The organism is Pseudarthrobacter sulfonivorans (genome assembly GCF_031454915.1).
Taxonomy (GTDB): domain Bacteria; phylum Actinomycetota; class Actinomycetes; order Actinomycetales; family Micrococcaceae; genus Arthrobacter; species Arthrobacter sulfonivorans_C.
The window spans coordinates 13,363-39,532 of the sequence record NZ_JAVDRS010000007.1 but is presented as its reverse complement, the minus strand read 5'-3'; the positions used below and the strand labels follow the sequence as shown (position 1 = coordinate 39,532).

The following is a 26,170-nucleotide window of genomic DNA, read 5'->3' as shown; positions in this document are numbered from 1 at the left end:
GTCCGGCTTGGGGAAACTTTGGTACTGGGGTCTATTCTTGTGCCGCGCTACCTAGGGTTTTCCCAACCTTGAAGCCGGAGATGAATTCCATGGTTTCACCAGCGCAAACGCGTCCAGCCGGTTGCCTTTTCCCTAAGCAGTGCGGGGCCTCCGCCGCATTGGTTCTGCGTAGGGCCCGCAAAACCAAGTGCACTGAGCTTTAAGAAGCGAGTACTCGGTACTGTTGTTCGCGAGTTTTCCCATCGTTTCAATGAGACCACGCACTATCGAACCGCTTGGGGGAATGCTTTCGTGAACACTTTGGCACTGGCGACTGACAGAGGCGATATACGTCTGGTTCCCGAAACGTTGCCACGGATGGCGACGCTTCAGATTTCGGTGTTCGGCCCGTTGACGATTCGCCGCGGCGACAGAGAGCTAAGCGCCAACGATCTTGGCGGACCCAAACCCCGCCAGGTGCTCGAAATCCTTCTGATGAATTTTGGCTCGGCAGTGTCCAAGACCCGCATCATGGATTTGCTGTGGGGCGGTAACCATCCGGCCGTTGCACTGCCTACCCTGGAAAGCTATGTGAGCGTCCTCCGACGCCACCTGCAGCCCGGCACCGGACGGACGGGTCCCCTGCGGACGGTCACTGGCGGCTATGCGATAGACCGGTCCCTGGTGGATCTGGATCTGGACAAGTTCGAAACGCTGACCAAAATGGCCGGCCAAGCTGAGCCCCGCGTGGCGCTGGCCCTCCTCACCGAAGCGCTTGAACTCGCTTCCGCTCCGCTGCTGGGAGACGAGCTGTTGCCGGCCTGGGCCGAGGAGGAACGGGCTTCACAGGCCGCGCGCGTCGGCCTTGCCCGCGTCGCGGCCGCAGAAGCCGCCCTCTCGGTGGGGGAAGTTGGCGTGGCAATTGCCTTAGGCGGTGCGGCTGCGAAGGAAGATCCCCTCAATGAACGAGCGTGGACGGCCTTGATTCTTGGGCTGGAGCGGAACGGCGAGAACACGGAAGCCCTGCGGGCATTTGAACGCTGCCGCCGGGTTATGGATGAGGAATTGGGCTGCGCCCCGGGTCCGGCGCTGAGGGAGGCACAGGCCAGACTCCTGGCGAGTACCGCGGCAACTTCCTGGCCTTCGGCCGTCGGCGGCCCCGTCCATATGGCCACGGAGAGCCGTCCCACTGCCACGGTGACCAAGAAGGAAACGGAACGCCTGCGGATCCTGATCGTTGATGACCACACCACGTTCTCTGACCTGTTGGCTGGGGCCCTGGACCGCGAACCGGACCTGACGAGTGTGGGAGCGGCGAAGTCGGTGGCATCCGCGGTGACGATGTTCAGGGACCTGCGGCCCGACGTCGTGATCATGGATTTGTATCTTCCGGACGGTTCAGGGCTCACGGCTGCCGAGAACATCCTTACGGAAGCACCGGAGACCCGCATTGTTATGCTGACAGGTAATCCGTCGCAGGAAGCGCTGCGTGAGGCCGCCCGCTTGGGTATCTGTGGATTCCTCCCGAAAGACGGCGCCTTGGGAGTCATGCTGGACACGCTGAGGCACGCCCATGCCGGTAGCATGATCGTGAATCCGTCCCTGGTGGCGAGGTGGGGCGGCACTCCCGCAGCTACGCCAGTAACTTCGGGCATGTAGCCGGGCAGACTCAACGTGCTGAGACTTCACACGGGGGAGCCGTCGCGCAGCGCTAGCAGCGACGCCACTGCGCGGCGTGAGGTCAGGGCAGCCGTTGGCCGTTTCCTCACAGCCGGTCTTGTGGCCCTCGTTCTGGTTGCCACCCCTGTTGCTTTCTGGATCCGCGCTGAAGCTGAACGGCACGCTTTGGCCAATGCAAGGGACGTCACCCAGCGCCTGGCCGATAACGTCGTTGGCCCCTTGATAACGGACCAGCTCCTCGCCCGGGAGCCCGCCGCACTGGAACTGCTCGACCGGAGGCTGGAGCCCTGGCTGGCTGAGAGCGGCGTGACGAGGATCAAGGTTTGGGACGAGCGCGGCCGGGTGGTCTACTCCGATGTCGCGTCGCTCATCGGGCAGGATTTCGAACAGGAGGAATGGGCTCGACTGCTCCTTGAAGGCGGGCCGGCGACGGCTACCTTTGAGCCCCAGACGGCCGAAGAAAATGAGTTCGAGGCGACCTCCGGCGAACTTGTGGAAGTCTATGTCCGATCCGCCTCCCAGAGCGGAGCCCCGATGATCTTTGAAACGTACTCTTCAGGTGACGGAGTTCGCCGCGAACAGCACGCAGTCCTCATGGGGATGATCCCGCCAATGGTGCTGGCGTTGGCCGTTCTTCAGCTGGCGCAACTCATTCCGGCGGTCCGCCTGGCACGGAGGATGCAGGTGAACCAGGCGGCACGCAACGTTTTGTTGCGGTGTGCGATCGAGGCCTCGGACCAGGAGCGCCGCCAGATCGCCGCCGAACTCCATGACGAGGTGATCCAGGACTTGTCCGGGTTGGCGTATGCCTTGGAATCTGAGGAGCGCCGCGGCCCGCCCGAGCTGCAGCACGTCTTTACGAACGCCCGGACGATGCTCCAGAACAACATCCGCAGCCTGCGGGCCATGACCAGTGAGCTCTATCCCCCCGACCTCGAAGAGCTCGGGCTCAACGCTTCACTCATGAGGCTGGAGGCGCCCCTGGTGGAGCGTGGAATAGGCCTGACTGTCGAGATTCCGGAAACGTTTGTGCTGGACCGGGACCGGGCAGTCCTGCTCTATCGGGTGGCGCGCGAGGCCTTGGTCAATGTCAGCAAGCATTCCTCGGCGCGGGCGGTTGCCATCCGGGTCCGGCAGGCCGGCCAGCGTACCGAGATCACAATTTCCGATGACGGCGTTGGCTTCAACCCGAGCGAATCCCGCGGGGAAAGCCATCTTGGCCTGAGGATCCTTGGGGACACGATTCGCCAGGCCGGCGGCGCCTTTGAGGTCCGTTCTGCTCCGGGGGAGGGAACCTGCGTCATCGCCACCTTTGGCGCGGCCGCAACAGGCCTCCGCCTCACCGGCAGGCGCCCCGCTGCTTCGGCACGGCAGCACGTGACCGTACCAACGGCTCCTTGAGCCCTTAGTCAGGCATTTTTGGCGCTGGTCACTAGTTGGCGCTGGTCACTGCTGGCGAGTGCCCGGGGATCCGATGCTCACCTGACCCCGGTGTCTTAAACCAACGTACGGACCAAGGCTGCCTGGCCCATGGTGCACGGACCAGGCATCCTGGCCCTGGCCCAGGCCCAGGCCCAGGCCCAGGCCCAGGCCCAGGGCCAGGATGCAGGGCCGGGGTGCAGACTCCTGCGGACACCACGGCGACGAATCTACGGACCGGCTTCTCCAACAGCTCAGGCCACCCGGTGCTGCCCCGAGCCGCCGATTTCAGGAACCTCAAGAAGAGGTTCATGCCCTGCGCTGACCTAAGCGCACGGCCGGACGAGGTAGCCGGACGCACCAAGGCCCGGTGGCTTCCGGAGTATTACCGGAAGCCACCGGGCCTTGGTGGTGATGGCAGTTTGTCTATTTATTCACGACGGCCACCGGGCCGGCCGTACCTCCTACGGTGGACTCGATCCAGACGGTGCCAGGGTTGGTGGTGCCGGCGGCGGCGTTGCGTAGCCGGAGGAAATACTCGCCGCCGGTCGCCGGGGCAGCTGCCGCGGTGACGTTTACCTGGCCCAGCACCCGGCCGGCAGGCCCGCCAACGCGGATGGTGACGATGCCGCCGATGACGTTGCTGGTGCCGCTTATTCTCATATCGCCGCTCTTCCACTGGGCCTGGCCGATGGTGACCCTGTCCGGAACTGGTGTCACCTTGACCTCATCCGTACGGACGGTCGTGCCGACGGTGACTGTCAGCTTGAACGTGAGCGGGTTGTTGGTCATGGGCGTTCTGTAGACGGGCAGGCTGAACGTTGGCTTCAGTGTGGTGCCCGCATTCAGGGTGACCTTGTCCGGATCTGTGGCTCCGGTCAGGATCTGCTCCCATTTGTAGGTGGCGCCGGTCGTTGTGGATCCGGTGCCGTCCAGGCTGACAGTGGTGGCTGTGGTCCGCCGGGCGACGCTCTGATCCGGTCCGGCAATCGAGACAACAGGACCCTGCACGGTCACGAAGGCGCTCTTTCCCGATTCGGGTCCATCGCCGTTGGTGTTGCTGGCCCGGACCGTGAACTGGTAGGCGGTGTCACCGTTCAGTCCGTCGTAAACCAGTGTGGTCACGTCGCCGCCGGTCACCTTCTTGGGATCGCCGAACGCCCCGCTGGCCGTGTACGCCTGAACGGAGTAGCCATCAATGGTGAGTCCGTCCGCTCCGGCGTAGGGCTTTGTCCAGGACACTTCCGCCGTTCCCAGTCCTGCCTTGAGCTCGCCGGTGATGACCGGAGCGGCCGGTACGGGGTCGTTGGTGATATTGAATTCGATGGTTTCCTTATCGGAGGCGTTGCCCGAGGGGTCGATGGCAGCGAACGTGAACTTGCTGTCTTCGGTAACCTTGATCGGCCCGGTGTAAAGGGTTGCGCCCTCGACGCTAACGCCGCCGGAAACAGGGTCTGTTCCATCAAGGGTGTAGTAGATGTCGCTGCCCTGTTCGCTTGCTTCCAGCGTCAGGTCCTGCGCGGTGGAGAAGGTTCCGCCGTTGGGTGAGGCCGTCACGGATGGGGAGGTAGTGTCCGTTTCCGCGAGGGCGTGGCTGGCCGGGAAGGTCTCACCGACGCTGCTGACGGATACCACGTAGACGTCATATTCTTCTTCGGCGCTGAGACCCTTAAGGGTGGTGCTGGCGGCCTTCTGGTCGCTGATGCGGACACCGGATTCCACCTGCTCGTTCCCGGAAACAGTCTGGGCCACAGCGGTGACACGGTATCCGGTGATGGCCGGCGTTCCGGGCACAGCCTGGGCTGGCGTCCAGTTCACCTTAAGCTCGCCGTTGACTTTGGCTGCTTTCACGTCGGTGGGCCCGACAGGACCAGAACCCAAGGGTCCGTTCGGGCAACCGCCCATTCCGGGACCACCCAGCTCGCCGAACTCGGCTATGGTCAGGCCCTGCCGGTTGGCATCAGCGTCCTGTTCCTGCCAGGCCATGGAGCGGGCACCGCCAGCGGCAGCTGCAAGCTCAGCAGCGGCCAGCTCGTCGAATTCGTAGGTGGCGGTGAAGGTGTCCGGGCCGTCAAGACCAAATTCAAGACTGGACCGGTAGCCGTCATCTGCTGTCAGCGGTCCGGGGGCTGCACGGACGTCGCGGCGACCCACGGTGGTGTCCTTGAATGCGGGATCGATAATGCGTTGTTCCATCTGGTCCTTGTTGACTCCGCCCCCCACATGACCCTTTACGGTCACTTTGTTGCCGTCGCGAACGGAGGTGGCATTGACGTAGGTGTCCTGGACAGTGGTGGTCCCTGCCTCGACGCCGCCAAATTTGATGGACACGGCATCGCCGGGCTGGATGTCGGGGGTGACGTTCAGCCGTGTGCCGGCGCCCCAGCAGACTCCGCCGGGGTGGTTGATTTCAAAGGCGACGTCGCCGGCAGCGACGACGCTCTGGGCGGAACCGACCACCCCAACTCCGGGACGGGTTACCTCTACGGTGGCGGTCTCGCCTATCTTGTCCTGGTAGCCCTCAATCGTGACGAAGTCGCGATCGGGGAAAACTACCACGTTGTTCGGGAATGCGGGGACGGCCGCATTGGCGGTGGGAATGGCTAAGAGGGAAGTGGCGCAGAGTACGGCGGAAACCGACCCAATAATCCCGGCTCTTCCAAGACTTGGGACGCGGAACCTCGGCTCTCCTGGTTCGTGTAGTCCATTTTTCATGACAACCTCACTGATCCTGGGTGCGTGCGCAAAGGGTTCACGCACGGTCACAAGTTAGGTCGGCCACCTTGGGGAAATGCTGGCCACCATCCCGCTGAACTGGACGGCGGGCACCAAGTCGAGCGCAGGATCTCCGGCTTTTCCCAAGGAACGGAAACGTTCCCCGCCGGCTCCTAGGGATTCCCTAGAAAGCCAACGGAGGCTGCTGGTATGGGTCCTGACCGTCCAATTCACAATGTCAGCCCTAGCCCTAAGGTCCCGTACGGTAAACAGCAAATGACAACGTGAACTGAATTGAGGGCTGACGCTTGGACGGAGTGCTAAAAGGCTTCTTCGTCGTAGGCGCAGTTCTTCTGGTCGGTTACGTGCTGGGCAAGACGAATGCGCTGGGTCCGCAGGGGACGAAAGTACTGTCCACGCTGACTTTCCTGGTGGGATTGCCCAGCCTGATGTTTTCGATGATCGCCTCACGCCACATCTCGGAGGTCCTCAGCCCGACAGGCCTGATCTCGGTAGCCACGGCAGCGGCCGTCATGCTCCTGTTCGCAATAGTCGGAGCGATCGGCCGTTGGGGTGTTCGCCGGACCACCATCGGGGCCCTGGCTACGGGCATAGTCAATTCCACGAACCTCGGCGTTCCGCTGTCCCTTTACATTCTGGGAAGTGCCACGTTCGTGGCGCCGATCATGCTTTTCCAGCTGGCCGTCGTCACCCCGGTCGCCCTGACGATCCTCGACCTCACGGATCCGTCCAGGAAGAAGGTGTCGCTGGGGCACATGCTCTCCATTCCGCTGCGCAACCCTGTGACGGTCGCCGCAGTGCTTGGGATCCTGGTCAGCGCTTCCGGACTCCAGATGCCTGACTGGGCGTTGGATCCCATGAAGCTGGTGGCACAGCTGACGGTTCCACTCATGCTGATCATTTTCGGCATGTCCCTCAACGGGATCTCCACCGCCCAGGGTGCAGGAGACAGGGTGCCAACGTTCCTGGCCGTGCTGCTCAAATCCTGCGTCCACCCGATTCTTGCCTGGGTGCTGGCCACCTTCGTCTTCCACCTCGACCCGTTCAGCACGTTCGTCGTCGTAGCCTGCGCCATTCTTCCCACGGGCCAAAACGTGGTCCTCTACGCAGTCAGGTACGGGGTCGCCCAAAAGATTGCCCAATCCGCAGCCGTGATTACGACTGTCCTCGCCGTACCCCTACTTCTCGGGGCCTCCTGGCTCCTGGGCTGAATCCTCCCAACCAAGTTCGCCGCCTAACCTCCGGTATTTCGCGAGCCGTTGCGGAAGCAGATTACTTATCCCGGCGTTGGACAGGGCTGCCAGTTCGTATTCGATTGCCTGCCCCATGCGCATGCAGAACGCTTTCGGCTCGAGGGCCGCGTCGGGGCGTTCGTCCACGATGTGTTCAACGAGGCCGTTGGCGTGGAGGGAGGCGACGTTGACGCCCTGGGCTTCTGACATGGACGGTGCGTGATCGGTGTTCCGATGAACGATGGCGCTGGCGCCCTCGGGGGGCAACGGTGAAAGCCACGCGTGCTGGGCGGCGATGGTGCGGTCTGCGGGCAGGAGCGCCAGGGCCCCTCCGCCGGTTCCCTGGCCCATCAGTACCGACAGGGTGGGCGAGTTCAGCCCGATGAGGTCGTGCAGGGACCGGGCGATTTCCCCCGCGAGCCCTCCTTCCTCGGCCTCCTTGGAGAGAGCCGCGCCGCTGGTGTCGATGACGGTGAGCAGGGGCAGTCCGAGTTCCTCGGCCAGCCTCATGCCACGGCGGGCCTCGCGGAGGGAGGCCGGACCCATTGCAGTCTGCTGGGATGGCCGGGGCCGGGTGTGGCCGATGACCACGCAGGATTCCTCGCCGAAGCGGGCCAGGGCAAGCTGGAGGCCGGGGTCTTTCTCGCCCTGCCCGGTGCCGTTGAGAGGCAGCACGTCCCTGGCGCCGTAGGCGAGGAGTTGGCGCAGGTCCGGCCGCTTCGGATTGCGGGAAATGCCGATGGATTCCCAGGCGCCGGCCTCGGATGGTCTGACCGAAAGGGTCTTCGGTGGCTCAATCCGCGGGTGCGGCCCGGTGACCAGGATGCTCAGTGCGCGGTCAACGACGTCGGACAGTTGCGACGGCGGGACCACCGCGTCGATGAGGCCCTTGTCGAAGAGGTTCTCGGCTACCTGCACGTTCTCGGGGAAGGGGGTGCCGTTGATGGCCTCGTAGACGCGGGGGCCGAGGAAGCCAAGCAAGGCGCCGGGTTCGGCGACAGTGATGTGGCCGAGGGATCCCCACGATGCCATGACGCCGCCGGTGGTGGGGTGCCGCAGGTAGACGAGGTAGGGCAGCCCGGCCTGGCGGTGGGCGCGGACGGCCGCACTGATTTTGACCATGGACAGGAAGGCGACGGTTCCTTCCTGCATGCGGGTGCCTCCCGATGCGGGGCCGGCCAGGAGCGGCAGGCCCTCCCGGGTTGCCCGTTCGACGGCGGCAACGATCCGTTCGGCTGCGGCGAGGCCAATGGAACCGGCAAGGAAGCGGAATTCGCTGACGATGACAGCCACGCGGCGGCCGCGGATGTGCCCTTCGCCGGTGAGGACGGATTCGTCCACACCGGTCTTTGCCCGGGCGGCCGCCAGTTCCTGCCTGTATTCGGGCCCCGGATCGGGGTCCACAACCGGCACATCCCAGCTCCGGTATGTGCCGGGATCGATCACCGCGGTGATGAGCTCAATGGCATCCAAGTGCTTGGCTTTCTGCTCTGTCAGCATGTTCAGCGCCCTTCCTGTGCCGCGTCGGCCGGCACCAACCCGAGCCACTGCCGGATCTGTTTGCCGTCTTGGTCCAGCAGTGGGGGTGCGGTGTGGGTTGTCAGCGTCGTTTCCGCGGTGTCGGCGGCGCTGAAGAACCGCAGCGGCGGGCCGGGCAGGCTCACTGTGCCGAGGATCTTATGGTCTACATCGATCACAAGCCCCTGGGAGTGGACCTGCTCCCAGGCGTAAACCTCATCCAGGGTGCGGACCTTGCCGGCCGGGATGCCGGCGTCGTTGAGCTTGGTGAGCAGCGGCTCGGCCTCGAACCCGGAGAAGGCCTGCTCCACCACTTCGATGACGAGTCCGCGGTTGCGGACGCGGTCCGCGTTGGACGCGAATTCCGGCCGTTCGGCGTCGATCCCGAACGTGGACGCGAAAGAGCGCCAGAGCTTTTCGCTCCCCACGCTGATCTGCACCTGGCCCTGCCGGCAGCGGAACAAACCATAGGGCACGATCGTGGATGTGTCCCCCTTTTCCACCAACGGTGCCCTGGTACTCGCCAATGCGCCCGAGGACGTGGACAAGGACAAGTTCTACAAACAAATTTTGGCCTACAGCGGCATCGTCGTCGCGGTAGGACCCGCGATCGCCTGGCTGGTCATGGTGGTGCCGGGCTGGATGTAGCCCGCCGATTCAGCCCGAGCCCCCACACCGCTAACAGAGGATTACCGCTATGAGCACCGAACCAACTACCCAAAACGACGGCCCGCTGTCGGGGTACCGCACAGCGAAATGGCATCTCCATGGAGCAGAACGGCGTCCTCGTGTTCACGCTGAGGGACGGAAAAGTCACCGAGGTCAACGAGTTTCAAGAGGACACTGCCAAGGCCTCCGACTTCTGGTCGTGACGGCCGACGGAGACCCTCATCCCAACCCCGTATTGGCCCTCGGAGAACTGAGCACTTTCTCCAGCGGGAACCAGCTCCATGCCCAGCCCCGGACGTGAACTGACCTCCGCACCAGAGATTGCGCGGGACAGACGTTCGATGGAGGGACGTTCGCACTCCCGGGAAGCGAAGTCGCGCGCCGCTCCAACATCGCTAACGGCGCTCCGAGACCGGCCGGAGGGCATGCCAGGACCACCCGTCGACGCTGTTGGAACGGGACCGCTTCAGCTGCTCACAATTCCTGAAGGCTCACTGTGGAATCTTGTAGACGCCCGTCGGTCTCAACTCCCGTCTGTGGCCTTCTACGCAGCGGTAGCTTAGGCGTGGCGGCAACGAGGAGGGCTGCCACAGCCACCGCGGCGCTCAGGATCAGGCCCGGGCGGTACTGTTCCAGCATCGCGGCCGCATCGACGGCGGCACCTGCTTCGGGCGCGTTACCGTGACCGCTCACCATTGCCGTGGTGACGGCCAGTACAAGGGCGGCGCCGACTTGGGTGCTGGTCTGGATCAGGCCCGCGGCCAGGCCTTGCTCGGCATCGCGGATGCCAGTGGTGGCCTGGACGTTGATGGAGGGGAAGGCCAACGCGAAGCCGACCCCCAGCAGCAGGACGGACGGAAGAATGTCGGTCACATAATTGGGCGAGGTGCCAACGCGAAGGAACAGGACGTATCCGAGCGTCAACGACGCCAGTCCCGTCAGGATCAGCCGCGGGGCGCCGAATCTCTCGATGAGCCGGTCTGCGAAGGGTGCGCTCGAGGCGACAAGCAGGCCGGTCGGGAGCAGCGCCAGTGCCATGCCAAGGGGACTCCATCCCAGCACGGACTGCAGGTAGAGCGTCAGGATGAACTGAAAACTCAGGTAGGAACCGAACAGCCCCACAGCACTGAGGTTGGCCCGGGCAACCCAGCCTTCCTTAAGGATGCTGAACCGGATCAGAGGGTGCCTGACGCGGGTTTCGATCACGGCGAACGCTGCCAGCACCGCGGTGGAGGCCACGAATCCGGCGATAGTTGCCACAGATCCCCAGCCGTTCCCCGGCGCCGACACCAGCGTGTACACCAGCCCCAGCATGCCGCCCGCGAGCGTGATGGCGCCCCAGACGTCATGCCCGCTCTCTTGCTCCCCGTCTGCGGCCTTGCCTGCCGCTCCGTCCCGGGGGATGTACTTCAGGCCAAGGATCACGACGGCGACTGCCACCGGAACGGAGACCAGGAAGGTCCAGCGCCAGCTCAGGGCCGTCATGAGGCCTCCGACCACCAGGCCGAGGGAGAATCCGCTGGCACCGAACGTAGTGAAGATGGACAAGGCGCGGTTGCGTTCGCGCCCTTCCGCGAAGTTGGTGGTGATGATCGAGAAGGCAGCGGGAGCCGTGAATGCGGCAGCCAGGCCCTTGACGAAGCGGGTGGCGATCAGCAGGGCAGGGTCATCCACCAGCCCGCCGAGCAGGGATGCTGCGGCGAAAACGCTGAGCGCAATCAGGAAGATGCGCCGCCGGCCGAGCAGGTCCGCCATCCGTCCGCCCAGCAGCAGCAGGCTTCCGTAACCGAGCACGTAGGCGGAGACGATCCACTGCAGGGATTCGGTTCCGAGGTGAAGCTCGTTGCCGATCGAGGGCAGGGCCACGCCGACCATTGATACGTCCAGCGCGTCGAGTGCCAGAACGGTGCACAGGACCAGGAGGAGCATCCATTGTCCACGGGTCCAACGCACGGCTGTAAGCCGGTCTCCGGCTGATCTTTCAAGGGTGGAAGTTGAAGTCATGGGAACAACATATATGACGCGTCATTGAATGACAAGGAATATTATGACGTGGACTTTTAATTGGTCATGAACTAGAATCGCAGCATGGCAACACCGCAGGACCGCCAGTTGGTTGAGCAATGGCGCAGCATCCAGACCACGTACTTCCATACGGCGGGGGCACTGGAGCGTGCGCTCGCGTCGAAGTTCAGCATCGGCCTGACGGAGTTCGAAATCCTGGACCTGGTGGCCGAAAGCACCGACGCGGCCTGCCGCATGAAGCAACTCGGTGAGCGCACTCCCATGACCCAGAGCGCCATGTCCAAGGTGGTGGACCGGCTCGACAAAGCCGGACTGATTTCCCGCCAGTCCTGCGAAGATGACCGGCGCTCACTCTTCCTGGAACTCACTGACGCCGGCCGCGCGCTCCACCGGGAGGCCGCCGTCGAACACCGCGCACTGCTCAGGGAAAACCTGGGCAAGGACTGACCGCCGGCCCTGCCGCGTTGGCCAGGGCTCGTCGTCGTCCGCGGTCGCCGATGTGATTGGGCGCGTCAGTGATCGTCGGTGAAGATCTCTTCGATCGTCAGGCCGAACAGCTTCGCGAGGCGGAATGCGACAGGGAGGCTCGGGTCGAACTTCCCCGTTTCGATTGCGTTGATGGTCTGCCTCGACACGCTGATACGCAGGGCCACGTCAGCCTGCGTCCATGCGCGTTCAGCCCGAAGGTCCGGGATGCGGTTCTTCATCGATACCGGATATGGCCGGCGAGGATGGCAATCATGAAAACGATGCTCAGGAGCGCGGGGAAGAGTCCGGCATTGACCTCGCTTGTGATGAGGCCGGCAGCGTCCGCGACCACATAGGCGAATCCGCCGACCCACCCCACTCCGAGGGCGACCACCAGCGCATCCTGGATGATCTTCCGTTGCAACTCATCAATTGCCCGGAGATACCGCGCAAAGGCGACGATCCAGCCGATGCCGACGGCGGTGTTGGCGGCGACCGCTGCCCAGCTGGCCACCGGCTGCGAATCCCAGAAGAGGTCGGGTCCGAACTTGGCAGGGCAAGGGTTGCCAGCCAAGCCATTGTCCGGGACAACTGGTCCCGGACCGGACCGGGCCGGGCCGCATGGCCGCGAGCGTCCCAGGAGTATCGACGCGCGCGATCTAGACTGCACGCATGTCCCAAACCGAACGAACCGTCACAGACCTGTCCTTCGAGGCTGCCTACGACGCCGCACAAAAGAGCCTCCGAGAGGGCGGCATCCCGATAGGTGCTGCCTTGGCCCGCGGCGGGGTGGTCATTGCCAGCGGCCACAACGAGCGTGTCCAGCACGGTGACCCAATCGCCCACGGCGAGATGTCTGCATTGCGGGCTGCCGGAAGACAAACGAGCTACCGGGACACAACCCTGTACACCACCTTGGCGCCGTGTGCGATGTGTACCGGGACCATCATCCAGTTCAAGATTCCGCGCGTGGTAGTGGGCGAGGCCGAGACGTTCCCCGGCGAATTCGAACTTCTCCGCTCCCGCGGCGTCGAAGTGGTGGTGTTGGATGATGACCGATGTGTTGAGATGATGCGCACCTTCCAGGACGAACACCCTGAACTATGGGCAGAAGACATCGCCGAGTAGTCCACGTACAACGGAGCGCGCGTTGGCCTCTCCCCGCCCTAGGCCATACAGGGCCGTGCACCCTGGAAACTTGGTCCGCCAACCGAAATGCTGCCACTGCCTTTGGATTCGCTTCCATATTTTGCGGCCGCCTGCCTCGATAGCATGAGGTGACCGGACAGAGTCGTCCGGCCAGATCGACGCAGAAGGAAGCCCATGGCAGCGGTTACGGTGGACGATATCCTCTCGGATCTCCCCCTGGGTTTCGCAACCCTCATCCTCCGGCCTGCCCCGGCGAGTGCTGCGATCGAACGGTTCCTGATTGTGGATGCGGATGATGAAACGTCCGACGGCGGCGCAGCCTTTGTGCTGCTGATCGGCGTCCGCGGCCGCTCGGCTTTGCCCGCGCTGCGGCGGCTCCTGAAGAACGCTCCGCCGGTGGTCGCCGTCAAGGGAAGACGTGAAGAACTCGCCGAGGCCGAGGAACTGCTCCGCGATGCCGGCACGGGCTTGCTCCTGGTGGATCCGGGGGCTGACTGGGACCGGCTGCTGTCCATCGCCAAGGACCGCATCCAGCCGCGCAGCTACCAGAGCGAAGTTCTGACGCTGCTGGAAGAAGACCTGTTTGCCATTGCCCAGACCACCGCCAGGCTCACTTCCAGCCACGTGCTCATCGAAGATGCCGCCAACAAAGTGCTGGCATACTCCACCGTTTCGAACGACATCGACGAGCTGCGCAAGGCCTCCATACTGGCCCGGCGTGGTCCGCGTAAATACGAGCTGCTGCTGAAGGACCTGGGTGCCTACCGTGAACTGCACAGGACCCGGCTGCCAGTGCGGGTACCGGCCCGGCCCCAGGACGGGCTGCGCGAGCGAGTGGCCATCACACTGTTCGCCGGGGACCGGATCATGGGCTACATCTGGCTGCAGGAAACCGGGGACGGCTTCGGCCCGGACGTTGATTATGTGCTGAAAGGATCTGCTGCACGGGCATCCGCCGAGCTGATCCGTCACCGCAACCAGCAATCTGTGCACATGCGCGAGGACCGCATTGTGCGGATTCTGTCAGGTTCCGCGGAAGCCGCGGCCAGCGCTCACAGCGAGAAGATCTCCGCAGAGCGCCCGGCCGCCCTGATCCTGATAGGAATGCCCGATTCCGAAACCCAAGCCGACGACGCAGCACTGAAGCACGGCGAACTCGCCAATCTGGCGTCCATCCACGCTGCCGCCTACAAAGCATCCGCCGTCGTCGGCCAGTTCAAGGGCGACACGGCCGTCATTGTCCCTGGCCTGCAGTCAACCTCCGCGGAGCCCGGGCTGCGGAGCCTGGCCGAGTCCATCGTCCGGGATGCCGGCAAGCACCTCGGCATCAGCCCGTTCGCAGCGGTTGGTCCGGTAGCCGCGGATCTGCTGTCCCTGCACTCAACCACCCGTATCACCGAGGCCCTGTTGAGGTGTGTGGGCATGTCTCCAAACAGGGGAGTTGCCACGATCGACGACTTCGAGGGGGAGATCCTCTTCCGCGAGGCGGTGCAGAATTTCATGTCCTCCACGTTCCGCCACCACAGCTTTTCCGCGCTACTGCGGCAGGACGGCGAACTCGCGGAAACCCTGCACGCGTACTTCGAGGCCTCACTCGATGTCGCCGAGTGCGCCCGCAGGATGGGGCTGCATAAGAACACCGTCTATTACCGGATCAGCAAGGCCTCCCGGGCGACTGGGCTGAACTTCGGCAACCCCCGGGACTCGCTGGTGGCCCTGCTCCATATCCAGGAATGGGCCGGCACACGCAAAGAACAAATGGGCAGGAAATGACCACAGCACTCAAGGCACCGCCGCTGGAGCCGATACTGGACGACATCGTCCGCAGCCACAGGCCACAGCGGGAAACGGGCTCAGTCCCGGCCAACATCCCCTTCCTTGCAGCGGTACCCTTCAACAGGTTCGGGATCGCCGTTGCCACCGCTTCCGGTGAAGTGTTCAGTTCCGGCGATGCCGACGTTCCGTTCTCCATCCAGAGCATCTCCAAGGTGTTCACCCTGGCAATGGCGCTTCGAGCCGACAGCTCAGGAGCACTGTGGTCCCGCGTGCTGCGCGAACCGTCCGGCACCCCGTTCAACTCCCTGGTCCAGCTGGAAGTGGAACACGGCATCCCGCGGAACCCGTTCATCAACGCCGGCGCCCTGGTGGTCACCGACCACCTGATGGAAGAAACGCCCGACGCCGCCACCCGGCTGCTGCGGTTCCTCACCGCCCAGGCGGACAGCACAGGTCCCTTCATCGATGAGGCCGCCGCAGCCAGCGAGCTATCCAGCAGCAGCCGAAACCTGGCGTTGGCGCACTTCCTGAAGGGCTTCGGCAACCTGAGGCAGGCCGCGGAATCAGTGGTGGAAAACTACGTCCGCCAATGCTCCATCATGATGACCTGCTCTGAACTCGCCAAAGCCGGACTTTTCCTCGCCCGGGACGGCCAGGGAGCGCTCGGAACAGTGCTGACCCCCAGCGAAGCAAAACGCATCGGCTCCATCATGCTGACGTGCGGGATGTACGACGCAGCAGGAGAGTTCGCCTACCGTGTGGGCCTTCCAGGAAAGAGCGGTGTGGGCGGCGGGATTTTGGTCATCGTTCCAGGTGTCTGTGCCATCTGCGTCTGGAGCCCGCGGCTGGACGCGAAAGGGAACTCCCTTGCCGGTACTGCCGCCCTCGCCGATCTTTCCGACCGCACCGGCTGGTCCGTTTTCTAGCCCCCGGGCCGCACATCCCCGCAACTACTTTCCCCACCCAAGCAGGATCTTCTCCGTATCGAAAGGATCACCCATGCCTATCAACCCCAATGACGAGGTTGTACTGAACCAGGCCGACGGCGGCCACGCGCACGCCTCTGAGTCCGCCCTGCACGCGGAGGACAAGGGCTACCACAAGAACCTCAAGCCCCGGCAGATCCAGATGATCGCGATCGGCGGCGCGATCGGCACCGGCCTGTTCCTCGGTGCCGGCGGCCGCCTCAACGCCGCAGGACCCTCGCTGGTCATCGCCTACGCGGTCTGCGGTTTCTTCGCCTTCCTCATCCTCCGGGCCCTGGGCGAACTGGTCCTGCACCGGCCCTCGTCGGGCTCGTTCGTTTCCTACGCCCGGGAGTTCTTCGGCGAGAAAGCCGCGTTCGTCTCCGGCTGGTTCTACTGGATCAACTGGGCCACCACCACCATCGTGGACATCACCGCCGCCGCCCTCTACATGAACTTCTTCGGCAACTACATCCCCTGGATGGCCGCCGTCCCGCAGTGGGCCTGGGCCCTGATCGCCCTCGTGGTGGTCCTCGCCCTGAACCTCGTCTCGGTCAAGGTCTTCGGCGAGATGGAATTCTGGTTCGCCCTGATCAAGGTCGCCGCCCTCGTCATCTTCCTCGTCGTGGGCACCTACTTCGTCATCTTCGGCACCCCCGTGGACGGCCAGCAGGTGGGCCTGAGCCTCCTCTCGGACAACGGCGGCGTCTTCCCCAACGGCCTGCTCCCCATGATCATCCTGATGCAGGGCGTCCTGTTCGCCTACGCCTCCATCGAACTCGTCGGCACCGCCGCCGGCGAAACCGAAAACCCGGAAAAAATCATGCCCAAGGCCATCAACTCCGTGGTCTTCCGCATCGCCGTGTTCTACGTCGGCTCCGTCATCCTGCTCGCCCTCCTCCTGCCCTACACCTCCTACGAAAAAGGCGTCAGCCCCTTCGTGACCTTCTTCGGCTCCATCGGCATCCAGGGCGTGGACGTCATCATGAACCTCGTGGTCCTCACCGCCGCGCTCTCCTCCCTCAACGCCGGCCTCTACTCCACCGGCCGCATCCTGCGCTCCATGTCCGTAAACGGCTCCGCCCCCAAGTTCGCGGGCCGGATGAACAAAGCAGGCGTCCCCTACGGCGGCATCGCCATCACCGCCGGCGTATCCCTCCTCGGCGTCCCGCTGAACTACCTCGTCCCCGCCCAAGCCTTCGAAATCGTCCTCAACGTCGCCTCCGTAGGCATCATCATGACCTGGGCCACCATCGTGCTCTGCCAGATCCAACTCAAACGCTGGGCAGACAAAGGCTGGCTCAAACGCCCCTCCTTCCGGATGTTCGGCGCCCCCTACACCGGCTACCTCTCCCTCCTCTTCCTCCTGGGCGTCCTCGTCATGGTCTTCATCGAATCCCCCCTCACCATGCTCGTCACCGCCATCGCCTCGGTCCTGATGGTGTTCGGCTGGTACGCCTGCCGAACCCGCATCCGCGAAATCGCCGAAGCCCGCGACGGCTTCACCGGCACCGCACCCGTAGTCGCCAACCCACCCGCGGAGACGTTCAGATAGACCCCGCACCATCCACTGCAAACGCCGAACCAGTCCCAACAGCCAAAGAAAGACCATGACAACGGAAACCGAAACAAACCTGACCGCATCCCACACCCTGCCCACCGCCGTCGTACTCCCGGGTCAAAACCCACGGGAGGCCAGCCATTCGGACGTGCCCCAGGCCGGTACCGGCCAAGCCCTGAAATCAGCCGGGCACGTCATTGTTGATTCGCTGGTAGCCCACGGTGTGGACCGCACGTACGTGGTTCCCGGCGAGAGTTTCCTGGACGTCCTGGACGGTCTGCACAAATCGGACATTGAAACCATCGTCTGCCGGCACGAGGGTGGCGCCGCCTATATGGCCGAGGCTGACGGGAAGATGCACCAGCGTCCGGGCATCGCGATGGTGACCCGGGGGCCCGGCGCGGCCAACGCGCATGTGGGGCTTCACACCGCATGGCAGGACTCCACCCCCATGCTGCTGTTCGTCGGCCTGATCCCCTTCGCGCACCGGGACCGCGAGGCGTTCCAGGAGTTCGACATCAAGGCCTGGTTCGATACGGGAGCGAAGCGCGTGATGGTCCTTGACCATGCGGAGCGGGCGTCCGAGATCGTCGCGGAGGCCATGTTTGCGGCCATGAGCGGGCGGCCGGGCCCGGTGGTGGTGGGCCTGCCGGAGGACATCATCCGGCAGCAGATTGACCCGGCGCTGCACCCCGTCATTCCGGTGGCGGCCGGCGGCATGAGCAGCACCGACGCCGCCGCCCTGGAGACTGCGCTGGCTGAGTCCAGCAAGCCCCTCTTTGTCACCGGCGGCAACGACTGGACGCAGGCAGCAGCGGACCAGCTGACCGGATGGCTGGAGCGGCACCATATCCCGGCAGCAGCTGAATGGCGGACGCAGGGAACCGTCTCCTTCGATTCCCCCTCGTATGTGGGCCCGATTGGCTACGGCCGCCCCCGCCCCACCTACGACCTGCTGGAGGAAACCGACCTGCTGGTGTTTGTGGGGACAGTGCCGGGTGATGTGATTACGGACGGATTCGTCTGCCGGCAGGACTGGAACAAAATGAACTTCCTGGTCACAGTGGACCCCTCACTCCGTGGGCGGTCGGGTCCCGTCTCGCGGCAGATTCTGGCCAAGCCCGAAGCCTTTGTCCGCGACCTTGAGGGTATCAATCTGCCGGTGAAGGAAGAGTGGAAGGCGTGGACCGGCCGGATGCGTGGCGAGCAGGAGCGGTTCGCCGCGCTGCCCCCGGCGGCGCCCGCAGCGGGGCAGGCGAGGATGGACACCCTGATGGCGAACCTGGTGCCCAGGCTGCCGAAGGATTCACTGGTGACGTTCGGCGCCGGCGAGCACACCAACTGGGCCCACCGCTACTTCCCCACGCGCCGCTACGCCTCCATGATCAGCGCCCGCAACGGCTCCATGGGCTACTCGGTCCCCTCGGCCATCGCGGCATCGCTGGCCGAACCCCGGCGCCGGGTGGTCACCATCGCCGGGGACGGGGAGTTCCTCATGAACGGCCAGGAACTTGCCACCGCGGCCCAGTACGGGGCCACCCCGCTGGTGATCGTCATGGACAACCAGGAATACGGCACCATCCGCACCCACCAGGAGCGGCACTATCCTGCACGCGTGTCGGGCACCCAGTTGAAGAATCCGGACTTCGGCCTGATGGCCCGTGCTTTCGGTGGTTTCGGGATCACTGTCACGGAGGACAAGGACGTTCCCGCCGCACTGGACGCCGCCCTGACTGCCATCGATGAGGACGGCGTCTTCGCCCTCATCCATCTCATCGTGGAACAGCGCGTCAAGGCTTACTGAGCCGGGCGCTGAAAGTGCAGCGGACGACGGCGGGACATTCCGCCGTCGTCCGCTGCCGTTCGACCGGGGTGCCGCACGCCGAAGCGGATCTCGCCCGAGCCTGCTGTGCAGAATCACAATTCAACCAAGTCAATTGGTTGTCCGGAGCCAGTGCTTGAGCCACGCTGTCCTGCGACGATTATGTAAACCATCAATCGAGCACAAAGGACTAATCATGAGCAACGGTGCAGTGCCGGAACCTGATCCCACCAAGTTCACAGGAGCTGACGCCGCGTTCCTGCAAGACTTCGCCACCCTGTGCACATTCGGCGCTACCGTGGGCGGGGGGGTGGAACGGCAGGCCGGCTCAGCCGCAGACGGGAAGCAGCGGGCCTGGCTGACGCGGATTCTTCAGGACAAGGGATTCGACGTCTCCTTTGACCAGGTCGGGAACCAGTTCGGCCTGCTGGAACTGCAGCCCGGTGCGCCTTACGTGCTGGTCGGCTCCCACCTCGATTCCCAGCCGACGGCGGGACGCTACGACGGCGCCTATGGTGTCCTTGCCGCCGCCCACGCAGCCTTCCGCCTTGCAGCAGAATGGCAAGCCGACGGAACTGCTCCCCGCTACAACCTCGCAGTAGTGAACTGGTTCAACGAGGAGGGTGCCCGCTTTAAGCCGTCGATGATGGGCAGCTCCGTCTACACCGGAAAGATGACGCCCGAGAACGCGCTCGCCACCACGGACGCGGCAGGCATCACTGTTCGGGAGGCGCTGGAAGCCACCGCCGCACTCGGCCAGGGAACCGGTCCGGCCGCCGCCTACGCCGCCGAAATCCACATCGAACAGGGCCGCAGCATGGAACGCGACGGCATCACCATCGGCGTCGTCGACTCCAACTGGGCGGCCAACAAGTACCAGTTCGAGGTCCACGGCGAACAGGGCCACACCGGCTCAACCGTCATTGCCGACCGGCGCGATGCGCTCCTTGGTGCGTCGATGCTCGTGGTCGCCGCGAGGGAGATCGCGGACCACTTCGCCGACGGCGCCGTCCACACATCCGTAGGCCAGCTGGACGTTTATCCCAACTCGCCCGTCGTTGTACCCTCGCTGGTCACCTTGCTCCTTGACCTAAGGTCCGCCGACGAGGAACTCCTCGCCGCGGCCGACCGGATGCTCCACGACCGCATCGACCAGATTGAACGGGCAGCCCGGGTGGAGATCAGCAAGACCGGATCCCATTGCTGGCCGGTCACTCCGTACCAGCCGGAAGGTGTGGCACTGGCCGAGAAGACCGTGGCGAACCGCGGGCTGACCTATGCGCGGGTGAAGACGTTGGCCGGACACGACTCCACTAACCTGAAGGACATCGTTCCCACGGTGATGCTGTTCGTCCCGTCGGTGGAGGGCATCTCCCACAACGAACACGAGTACACCACCGACCAGGACATCATCAGCGGCCTGCACGTGCTCACGGACGTCGTCCGCAGCCTCTGCCTCGGGGAACTCGACCCCCGCTAGCAGCCCACACAACAGAAGGCGCCCGGGCCAGTGGCCGGGCGCCTTCCGTGTTGCTGCGAGGCGTTACGCGGTTTCGGTTACGCCGCACCAGTCCGCGATGAACAGCGCGATGGTCTTGGTCACCTTGCGTACGGATTCGATATGCACGCGTTCATCGAATCCATGGATCGCTTCCGACACGGGCCCGTAGACCAGCGCCGGGATTCCCCCATAGAGGGTGAACACCCGCCCGTCGAGGTATCCAGGCGTCGTGAAGCTCTGCAGGGCTGAGCCGAAGACATCCTGGTGCGCGGATGCCAGCACCGATTCGGAGTCGGATCCCTCCTCCAGGACGTAGCCCTCGGAGAAGAAGCCCGTCCGCTCGGCCGACACTTCTGCTCCGGCCCCGGTGGTCCGGAGGCACTCCTGGATCTCGTCCCACGCATCAGCGGCCGGGATCCCCGGGTATAGGGCAACACGAACATCGAACTCGCACCAGGACGGCACGCTTGAGGGCCAGTCGCCGCCGGAAATCATGCCGACATTGAAGTTGATCGGGTGATCAATGTCCTCGAAGTACCGGTGACTGCCTTGATCGGCGTTCCACTTGGCTTCCAGCTCCCGGAGCGCGCCCATGACGGTGTAGGCAGCATCGATGGCATTAAAGCCGGACGCCATCTCCCGCACATGGGTCGGCTTGCCGGAAACCCGCACGCGGAACCAGATCACCCCCACGTTCGCACGCACCAGCATGTTCTCTTCCGGTTCCGGAATAACGACGGCGTCTGCCGTGTACCCGCGCTGCAGCGCAGCCAGCGACCCGTTGCCCGTGCACTCCTCCTCCACAACGGACTGAATGTGGATGGTCGCTGCCGGCGCGAGCCCGGCAGCACGGATGGCGTCGAACGCAAAGACGTTGGCTGCGAGGCCGGCCTTCATGTCACCGGCACCCCGGCCGTACATCCAGCCGTCCTTGACCTCGGCATCCCACGGGCTGCGCTCCCAGGTCTCCTCAGGTCCGGTGGGAACAACATCGATGTGTCCGTTCAGAATCAACGACCTGCCAGTCTCCTCCGCGGGAGTGTAGGTGCCCACCACGTTGGTGAGGTCCTCGAAGGCCACAGTGCTGGGACCGTAGCCCACATGCGTAGCCAAGGCTTCGCCGTCGAGCGCCCATCGGTCCATGGCGAGCCCGCGGGACTCGAGCTCAGCGAACATGAAGTCCTGGGCGCTGGCCTCGGCAGCCCTCAGTGAGGGATGCCGGACCAGCTCGGCGGTGAACTCAAGTTGGCGGTCAAAGGCTGCATCAACGGCGTCGGTAATCCGGCGCGCTGTTTCTGAATCCAGCATGGCGCTCCTTACTTCACGATCGCTTTGTCCTTGACGCGCAGACGCTCGCCGAAGAATCCACCGGCAGCGGTGATCAGCGACACCACGATCAGCAGCAGGGAAGCTGTCCAGGATGCTCCACCGGAAACGCCGAGCAGGGCGACGGCGATCAGCGGCAGGAACCCGCTCAGGGCGCCGGCCAGGTTGTAGCCCAGGGAAACGCCGCTGTAGCGCAGCTCCGGCGGGAACAGCTCGGTCAACAGGGCACCGGTGACCGAGTAGGCCACGGACAGCAGCGCAATGCCGAGAGTGACGGCGAGGATGATGGCCGCCGGGTTGCGTGTGTCGATCAACCAGAAGAGCGGGAACGCTGCGGCAGCGGTTACCAGGCCACCGAAGAACGTCATCCGGCCAGGGCCAACCTTCTCGCTGATACGGCCAATGACCAGGATGACTCCGATCTGCACGACGGCGGCGATCAGGGTTGCGTTGACCATCAGTCCTCGGTCCATGCCGAGGGTGGTGGTGCCGTAGCTGATGACGAAGGTGGTCATGACGTAGAACCCGCCGACCCCCAGGAAAGCGGCAGCGACAGCAACGATCAGCCGGCCCCAGGCCATACGGAAGACATCAACCGCCGGGATCTTCGCGCGCTTTTCCAGTTTGACCAGTTCACGGAAGATCGGGGATTCCTCGACCTTCAACCGGATGTACAGGGCGATCAGCAGCAGCGGGAAGGCCGCCAGGAACGGCAGGCGCCAGCCCCACGAATCAAAGACCTCAGAGGGCATGAGCAGCACCAGGGCGAAAGCGCCGGAGGACATCAGCGTGCCGACAGGGGAACCGACCTGCACGAGCGCTGCATACCGGCCGCGCTTCTCAATCGGTGCGTGTTCGATCGCGATGGTCATTGCACCTCCCCACTCACCGCCGACCGCAAGGCCCTGCACCAGGCGAAGGATGGCAAGCATGATGGGTGCTGCGAGGCCGATGCTGCCGAAATCAGGCAGGACACCAATGAGACCGGTCGCCACGCCAATGGCCACGATGGTGATCAGCAGCGCTGGCCGCCGTCCTACCCGGTCACCGATGTATCCGAACAGGACAGCACCAAGCGGCCGGGCAGCGAAGCCGACGCCGAACGTGGCGAACGCTGCCAGCGTCGCCGCCGTCGGGTCCAGGGATGTGAAGAACAGCCGGTTGAACACGATGGCAGCGGCGGTGCCGAAGAGGAAGTAGTCGTACCATTCAAGGGCGGTGCCGACGAACGCCGCGCGGGCAATTGTGCCCGCGTCGGCTCCGCTGACGGCCGGTACGGACGCTTCCTCTCCCTGGGTTGTCTCATGTGGTTGCATGATCAGTCTTCCTGCCTCTCAAGGTGGAACGGGGATGGGACGGTGTTGTGGGTGGTCTGCAGTTCATTGAGATAGTCGTGCCCAAATATGCAACTGCCGTCGAGCACAGTCGCCAGCACAGCGATCCGGCCGATCTCCTCGACAGGCACGTCTGCCGGGTGGGCCGAGAGAAAGACAAAATCGGCGAGTTTTCCCGGTTCCAGCGTCCCTCGGCGGTCCTCCTCGCCTGCGGTCCAGGCGGCGTCGACGGTGTACGCACGCAGGGCAGTCCCGGCGTCGACACGTTCCTGAGGGCTCAGTGTTGCCCCGCCGGACGTACGGCGGGTGACCATCGACTGCATGCCGAGCAGGGGTGCCCCGGACGCAACCGGGCGGTCTGAGCTGCCGGGAACCCGTACCCCGAGGTCGAGGAAGGATTTGTGGCGGTAGACCCATGCTTCCCGCTCCGCGCCGACGGCAGCCGCCATGGTGTCGCCCACCTCAAACAGGAAATGCGGCTGCGGAACCGGCGTGATTCCCAGCGACGCGAACCGCGAAATCTGGTCGGGCCGCACCATGCCGGCGTGCTCAATGCGGTGCCGCGCTTCGGCCCGTGGCAGCTTCTGCTGCGCAGCCGCGAAGGCGTCCAGGGCGACGTCGACGGCGGAATCTCCGATTGCGTGCGCCGCGACGTTCCAGCCCGAACAGTGGGCGTCCACAATCCGACGTGTGAGCTCTTCGAGGGAGAGCTGGAAACTGCCGGTGCCGTGGCCGTGATCGCAGAACGGCTCGGTCACGGCGGCAGTCCTGCCAATGAGGGAACCGTCGATGAAAATCTTCATGGCACCGAGCCGGATCTGGTCGTCGCCGAACCCCGAGGCGATGCCGAGGTCCAGACCGAAAGTGATCCCGTCGGCAGAATGGGACTGCATCGGGTGCAGGACATCGCTGGACGCCATCAGCTGAACGCGGGTTTTCAGGAGGCCGCGGCGTCGGGCTTCGACGTAGGCGGCGAGTTCCACGGGGCTGCGGCCAATCCAGCCGGAGCCGATGCCGGCCTCCACCACGTGCGTCAGGCCTTCAGACGCGTAGACCTCGCTCGCCGCGCCGATCGCGTCTGCGAGATCCGTCACGGCGTAGGGGACTACCAGTGCGGTGACCAGCTTCTGTGCCTGTTCCTCAAGTAATCCTGTGGGTCCCTCGGGATCCCGGACGATCATGCCGCCTTCAGGGGAAACCGCTGAACCGTCCAGAATGCCCGCGCGTTCAAGCACCTCGGTGTTGACGGTGCACATATGCCCGGAACGGTGCTTAAGCCAGACCGGACGGCCCGGCGCGGACCGGTCGAGTCCGCTGCGGTGCGGGTGTCCGCCCATCACAGTGTCGTCGTAGCCTGAGCCCACTACCCACGCATCGTCGGGGAGGTCGTGCGCAAACCGGGAAACGGCGTCGTACAGCTCGTCCAGGGTCCGGCAGCCGGACAGATCCAACTCGGCCAGGGACTGCCCAAACCACGCCATGTGATTGTGCGAATCGCCAAAGCCGGGGACGACGACGGCGCCAGCGCAGTCGAGCGTGCGGCGCGCCGGGAGGGGAAGGACATCGTCGTCAAAACCGATGATCCGCCCGTGAAGCACCCCCATGGAGTGCGCCGTAGATGGGGCGTCGGCAAGGGTGAAGATACTGGCGTTTACAAGTTTCAGATCAAGCATGGTCTTCGGGGGATGCCTTTCCAGACAGCAGACGCAGCCGCACAGAACCGGCTCACTCAATGGTGGTCTGGATCACTCGCGTAAACAATGGATGAACACAGTGCAGTCCGGTTTTAGAATGGGCATATGCCCAGCGAAGCGTCTTCAGACGCCACCAACGCGTCCCGCGAGACCGCTCCCCGCTCGGTGGTATCGGATGTGGTGGCCGACTGCCTTGCCGATATCGACCGGATAGCGCACGAGTACTTGCTTGAGGTGGAGAAGATCGAAGGCTATGCGGGCTCCCTGGTGGTCACCCGGGACCTCGAAGAGACAGCCGTTGCGTCGATGGAACTCCTTCTGCGGCTCGTGGGAAACCTTCCCATACCCGACCGGCTGGCCGGGATATCCGACGCCCTCGGCCACCGGCGCGCCCAGCAGGGCCTGCCCCTTGAATCCCTCCTGCGGGCGGTGCGCATGGACTTCCGGGTCCTCTGGACCGCAATGCTGGAGAAAGTTCCCGTCGCGTTCCTGCCGGACTTCACCAAGGACGCGGTGCGTGTCTGGGAAGCGGTCGAGTTCCACACCATCCGCGTGCATGCGGGTTATCTGAACGAGCTTGCCACCATGGCACAGGAGAAAGAGTCTCAGCGGGCGTTCCTCCTGTCGCGGCTCATCAACTCGGACGGAAAGGACCCACAGCTGCTGGGACAGGCTGCCCGCGCGCTCGGCGTGAAGCCGGAGAGCAACTTCATCGTTGCCGTTGCAGCAGGACACGCGCAGAAGGCATTCCGGGCCGGCGTGCTACGCGCCGGCGTCGACCAGTTTCTGCACGAGCGCGACGGCGCGCTGATCCTCATTCTTGAGGACGTTCCAGCCCGGGCCGGGCGGAAACCGGAAGGGACGCGTACATGGCTTGGCGCGCTGGACTGTTTTGTGGCTCCCCCCGCCCGGTCATTGGCCGAAGTGCCTCCAATGCTTCGGATCGCACTGGAATCGTTGCCGGTGGTAACGACGGACCGTCCCGGTCCGCGGACGGTGCGTGATGCCTGGGGATATGTTGCTGCCAACCGGTTGGGTGAATACGGAACCGTTCTGGCGGAGACCGTGCTGGGACCGCTTGCAGCAATCGCCGCCCACGAGAGGGATCGGCTCATCGAGACGGTCCAGGCATACTTTCGTTCCGGGTCGGTGTCCGAAACTGCCGGGGAGCTGTACTGCCACCGCAACACTGTGCTCAACCGGCTCGCCCGGTTCGGGCAACTCACGGGCTTCGACCCCGCCAATCCTCAGGACGCCGCTACGGTAATTGCTGCCTTTCACATTCAGCAGGCGCAGGGCGAGTAGCCGCTGCCCAG

The 26,170-nt window shown here is 64.4% G+C and carries 19 protein-coding genes and 2 pseudogenes; 12 read left to right on the top strand and 9 right to left on the bottom strand.

Going from position 1 to position 26,170, the window contains the following annotated elements; genetic code table 11:
* The first annotated feature begins 357 nt into the window (after nucleotides 1–357).
* Entirely contained in the window at nucleotides 358–1,638 is a 1,281-nt protein-coding gene (locus tag J2808_RS15485; protein ID WP_309818393.1) for a BTAD domain-containing putative transcriptional regulator, read from the top strand.
* A 15-nt stretch (nucleotides 1,639–1,653) separates the two neighbouring features.
* Nucleotides 1,654–3,060 carry a sensor histidine kinase gene (locus J2808_RS15480; RefSeq protein ID WP_309818391.1) on the top strand — a complete coding sequence of 469 codons (1,407 nt, stop codon included), beginning with the start codon at nucleotides 1,654–1,656 and terminating at the stop codon, nucleotides 3,058–3,060.
* Nucleotides 3,061–3,504: 444 nt separating this feature from the next.
* On the opposite strand, the gene J2808_RS15475 is transcribed toward J2808_RS15480, so the two are convergent.
* A complete protein-coding gene (locus J2808_RS15475; protein WP_309818390.1) occupies nucleotides 3,505–5,637 on the bottom strand; it encodes a fibronectin type III domain-containing protein in 2,133 nt (710 codons plus the stop codon).
* Nucleotides 5,638–6,110: 473 nt separating this feature from the next.
* On the opposite strand from J2808_RS15475, the gene J2808_RS15470 reads away from it, so the two are divergent.
* Entirely contained in the window at nucleotides 6,111–7,025 is a 915-nt protein-coding gene (locus tag J2808_RS15470) for an AEC family transporter (protein WP_309818784.1), read from the top strand.
* On the opposite strand, the gene J2808_RS15465 is transcribed toward J2808_RS15470, so the two are convergent.
* Nucleotides 6,993–8,546, bottom strand: coding sequence for a carboxyl transferase domain-containing protein (locus tag J2808_RS15465; protein WP_309818387.1), 1,554 nt, complete (start codon nucleotides 8,544–8,546; stop codon nucleotides 6,993–6,995). The genes J2808_RS15470 and J2808_RS15465 overlap by 33 nt on opposite strands.
* A 2-nt stretch (nucleotides 8,547–8,548) precedes the next feature.
* Nucleotides 8,549–9,043, bottom strand: a pseudogene (locus tag J2808_RS15460) (CoA transferase); the annotation flags it as partial.
* On the opposite strand from J2808_RS15460, the pseudogene J2808_RS15455 reads away from it, so the two are divergent.
* A pseudogene (locus J2808_RS15455) lies at nucleotides 9,039–9,212 on the top strand (SLC13 family permease); the annotation flags it as partial. The pseudogenes J2808_RS15460 and J2808_RS15455 overlap by 5 nt on opposite strands.
* A gap of 495 nt (nucleotides 9,213–9,707) precedes the next feature.
* On the opposite strand, the gene J2808_RS15450 reads toward J2808_RS15455, so the two are convergent.
* The gene (locus tag J2808_RS15450; RefSeq protein WP_309818386.1) at nucleotides 9,708–11,237 is read right to left on the bottom strand and encodes an MFS transporter; all 1,530 of its coding nucleotides are present in this window, start codon (nucleotides 11,235–11,237) and stop codon (nucleotides 9,708–9,710) included.
* An 84-nt stretch (nucleotides 11,238–11,321) separates the two neighbouring features.
* Between J2808_RS15450 and J2808_RS15445 the strand changes: the two genes are divergently transcribed.
* A complete protein-coding gene (locus J2808_RS15445) occupies nucleotides 11,322–11,705 on the top strand; it encodes a MarR family winged helix-turn-helix transcriptional regulator (RefSeq protein ID WP_309818384.1) in 384 nt (127 codons plus the stop codon).
* Between the two features lie 65 nt (nucleotides 11,706–11,770).
* Here the strand turns inward: J2808_RS15445 and J2808_RS15440 are convergent, their stop codons facing one another.
* Both J2808_RS15440 and J2808_RS15435 read right to left on the bottom strand, forming a co-directional pair.
* Nucleotides 11,771–11,965, bottom strand: a complete 195-nt coding sequence (locus J2808_RS15440) for a helix-turn-helix transcriptional regulator (RefSeq protein WP_309818382.1) — start codon at nucleotides 11,963–11,965, stop codon at nucleotides 11,771–11,773.
* Complete coding sequence (locus tag J2808_RS15435) at nucleotides 11,962–12,300, bottom strand: hypothetical protein (protein ID WP_309818380.1); 339 nt, start codon at nucleotides 12,298–12,300, stop codon at nucleotides 11,962–11,964. Before J2808_RS15435 ends, J2808_RS15440 begins: the two co-directional genes overlap by 4 nt.
* 98 nt (nucleotides 12,301–12,398) lie before the next feature.
* On the opposite strand from J2808_RS15435, the gene J2808_RS15430 reads away from it, so the two are divergent.
* From J2808_RS15430 to J2808_RS15405, 6 genes are all read left to right on the top strand, one after another.
* Nucleotides 12,399–12,854 carry a nucleoside deaminase gene (locus J2808_RS15430; protein WP_309818378.1) on the top strand — a complete coding sequence of 152 codons (456 nt, stop codon included), beginning with the start codon at nucleotides 12,399–12,401 and terminating at the stop codon, nucleotides 12,852–12,854.
* 195 nt (nucleotides 12,855–13,049) lie between these two features.
* Nucleotides 13,050–14,648 carry a PucR family transcriptional regulator gene (locus J2808_RS15425; RefSeq protein ID WP_309818376.1) on the top strand — a complete coding sequence of 533 codons (1,599 nt, stop codon included), beginning with the start codon at nucleotides 13,050–13,052 and terminating at the stop codon, nucleotides 14,646–14,648.
* Nucleotides 14,645–15,577, top strand: coding sequence for a glutaminase (locus J2808_RS15420; protein WP_309818374.1), 933 nt, complete (start codon nucleotides 14,645–14,647; stop codon nucleotides 15,575–15,577). Before J2808_RS15425 ends, J2808_RS15420 begins: the two co-directional genes overlap by 4 nt.
* A gap of 73 nt (nucleotides 15,578–15,650) precedes the next feature.
* Nucleotides 15,651–17,171 carry an amino acid permease gene (locus J2808_RS15415; RefSeq protein ID WP_309818372.1) on the top strand — a complete coding sequence of 507 codons (1,521 nt, stop codon included), beginning with the start codon at nucleotides 15,651–15,653 and terminating at the stop codon, nucleotides 17,169–17,171.
* 55 nt (nucleotides 17,172–17,226) lie between these two features.
* A complete protein-coding gene (locus J2808_RS15410; protein ID WP_309818370.1) occupies nucleotides 17,227–18,981 on the top strand; it encodes a thiamine pyrophosphate-dependent enzyme in 1,755 nt (584 codons plus the stop codon).
* Between the two features lie 214 nt (nucleotides 18,982–19,195).
* Nucleotides 19,196–20,479, top strand: coding sequence for a M20 family metallo-hydrolase (locus tag J2808_RS15405; RefSeq protein WP_309818368.1), 1,284 nt, complete (start codon nucleotides 19,196–19,198; stop codon nucleotides 20,477–20,479).
* 63 nt (nucleotides 20,480–20,542) lie between these two features.
* Here the strand turns inward: J2808_RS15405 and J2808_RS15400 are convergent, their stop codons facing one another.
* From J2808_RS15400 to J2808_RS15390, 3 genes are read right to left on the bottom strand one after another with little or no spacing between them, the layout of a single operon-like run.
* Nucleotides 20,543–21,808: an ArgE/DapE family deacylase gene (locus tag J2808_RS15400; RefSeq protein WP_309818366.1), complete on the bottom strand. Its 1,266-nt coding sequence runs from the start codon at nucleotides 21,806–21,808 to the stop codon at nucleotides 20,543–20,545.
* A gap of 8 nt (nucleotides 21,809–21,816) precedes the next feature.
* Complete coding sequence (locus J2808_RS15395) at nucleotides 21,817–23,142, bottom strand: MFS transporter (RefSeq protein ID WP_309818365.1); 1,326 nt, start codon at nucleotides 23,140–23,142, stop codon at nucleotides 21,817–21,819.
* A gap of 2 nt (nucleotides 23,143–23,144) precedes the next feature.
* A complete protein-coding gene (locus J2808_RS15390; protein WP_309818363.1) occupies nucleotides 23,145–24,833 on the bottom strand; it encodes an amidohydrolase in 1,689 nt (562 codons plus the stop codon).
* A 126-nt stretch (nucleotides 24,834–24,959) separates the two neighbouring features.
* On the opposite strand from J2808_RS15390, the gene J2808_RS15385 reads away from it, so the two are divergent.
* Nucleotides 24,960–26,159, top strand: coding sequence for a PucR family transcriptional regulator (locus J2808_RS15385; protein ID WP_309818361.1), 1,200 nt, complete (start codon nucleotides 24,960–24,962; stop codon nucleotides 26,157–26,159).
* The last annotated feature ends 11 nt before the right edge of the window (nucleotides 26,160–26,170 follow it).

Coding starts and splice junctions, on each gene's coding strand:
- J2808_RS15485 (WP_309818393.1), top strand. CDS start 358: ATGGCGACGCTTCAGATTTCGGTGTTCGGCCCGTTGACGATTCGCCGC.
- J2808_RS15465 (WP_309818387.1), bottom strand. CDS start 8,546: ATGCTGACAGAGCAGAAAGCCAAGCACTTGGATGCCATTGAGCTCATC.
- J2808_RS15450 (WP_309818386.1), bottom strand. CDS start 11,237: ATGACTTCAACTTCCACCCTTGAAAGATCAGCCGGAGACCGGCTTACA.
- J2808_RS15445 (WP_309818384.1), top strand. CDS start 11,322: ATGGCAACACCGCAGGACCGCCAGTTGGTTGAGCAATGGCGCAGCATC.
- J2808_RS15440 (WP_309818382.1), bottom strand. CDS start 11,965: ATGAAGAACCGCATCCCGGACCTTCGGGCTGAACGCGCATGGACGCAG.
- J2808_RS15430 (WP_309818378.1), top strand. CDS start 12,399: ATGTCCCAAACCGAACGAACCGTCACAGACCTGTCCTTCGAGGCTGCC.
- J2808_RS15425 (WP_309818376.1), top strand. CDS start 13,050: ATGGCAGCGGTTACGGTGGACGATATCCTCTCGGATCTCCCCCTGGGT.
- J2808_RS15420 (WP_309818374.1), top strand. CDS start 14,645: ATGACCACAGCACTCAAGGCACCGCCGCTGGAGCCGATACTGGACGAC.
- J2808_RS15415 (WP_309818372.1), top strand. CDS start 15,651: ATGCCTATCAACCCCAATGACGAGGTTGTACTGAACCAGGCCGACGGC.
- J2808_RS15410 (WP_309818370.1), top strand. CDS start 17,227: ATGACAACGGAAACCGAAACAAACCTGACCGCATCCCACACCCTGCCC.
- J2808_RS15405 (WP_309818368.1), top strand. CDS start 19,196: ATGAGCAACGGTGCAGTGCCGGAACCTGATCCCACCAAGTTCACAGGA.
- J2808_RS15400 (WP_309818366.1), bottom strand. CDS start 21,808: ATGCTGGATTCAGAAACAGCGCGCCGGATTACCGACGCCGTTGATGCA.
- J2808_RS15395 (WP_309818365.1), bottom strand. CDS start 23,142: ATGCAACCACATGAGACAACCCAGGGAGAGGAAGCGTCCGTACCGGCC.
- J2808_RS15390 (WP_309818363.1), bottom strand. CDS start 24,833: ATGCTTGATCTGAAACTTGTAAACGCCAGTATCTTCACCCTTGCCGAC.
- J2808_RS15385 (WP_309818361.1), top strand. CDS start 24,960: ATGCCCAGCGAAGCGTCTTCAGACGCCACCAACGCGTCCCGCGAGACC.